We start from the raw sequence: 1,117 nt of genomic DNA, 5'->3' as shown, positions 1-1,117 counted from the left end.
GGCGGGTGCCGTCCCTGGCGATAAGAGCTTTGGCCTCGTTGAAGGCCCTATAGACCGCGTTGGACTTGGGCGCGACCGCCAGGTAAATGACGCACTGGGCCAGCGCCAGCTCGCCTTCAGGGGAGCCAAGGCGTTCGTAGACTTCCGCAGCATCCAGCGCCATGCGCAAGGCACGCGGGTCGGCCAGCCCGATGTCTTCGCTGGCCATGCGCACCAGCCGGCGCGCCATGTAGCGCGGTTCAGCGCCGCCGTCGAGCATGCGCATGAACCAGTAGAGCGCGGCATCGGGGTCGGAACCGCGCACCGACTTGTGCAGCGCCGAGATGGTGTCGTAGAACTGTTCGCCGCCCTTGTCGTAGCGCCGCATCCGCTCGCCCAGTACCTTGAGCAGCCAGACGTCGCCGACGTCGGTCACTTTTTCGGCCTTGGCCGCCACGCTGAGGGACTCGAGCGTGTTCAAGAGGCGGCGGGCGTCGCCGTCGGCATAGGCAACCAGCCTGTCAACGGCTTCATTTGCTATGGTTTCGATAGCTGGTAGCGCATGTTCAGCAAGCACCTTGGCCACTATTTGCTTGAGATCTGCCTCCTCCAGCGGCTGCAACACATACACCACGGCGCGCGAGAGCAAGGCCGAGTTCACCTCGAATGACGGATTTTCCGTGGTGGCGCCGATGAACGTAAAAAGACCGCTTTCCACATGCGGCAAAAAAGCATCCTGCTGGCTTTTGTTGAAGCGATGCACCTCATCCACAAACACGATGGTGCGCTTGCCGCCCTGCCCTTGCCAGATGGACGCCTGCTCAACCGCTTCCCGGATGTCCTTGACGCCACCCAGCACGGCGGAAATAGTGATGAAGTGGGCGTCGAAGCTGCTCGCCATGAGCCGTGCGATCGTGGTCTTGCCAACGCCGGGCGGACCCCAGAGGATGCAGCTGTGCGGCTGGCCTGATTCAAATGCGATGCGCAGCGGCATGCTTTCGCCCAGCAGGTGCTGCTGGCCGATAACCTCGCCCAGCGACTGGGGGCGCAAGCGTTCTGCTAGTGGTTGGCTTTTCGTTGGCATAAAGGGTACATGCGCGCCATGTCGTTGGCGCAAGAAGTTTTCTAGTGTCTGATC

The 1,117-nt window shown here is 62.0% G+C and carries 1 protein-coding gene; it reads right to left on the bottom strand.

The features are described from left to right. Positions 1–1,063: replication-associated recombination protein A (locus AC1DWI_RS24035; RefSeq protein ID WP_477726023.1), on the bottom strand; the 1,063-nt coding region annotated here is incomplete at its 3' end. Positions 1,064–1,117 lie beyond the last annotated feature (54 nt).

The organism is Polaromonas sp. P3_C2, from assembly GCF_056402675.1.
This window is presented reverse-complemented; position numbering and strand designations above follow the sequence as displayed.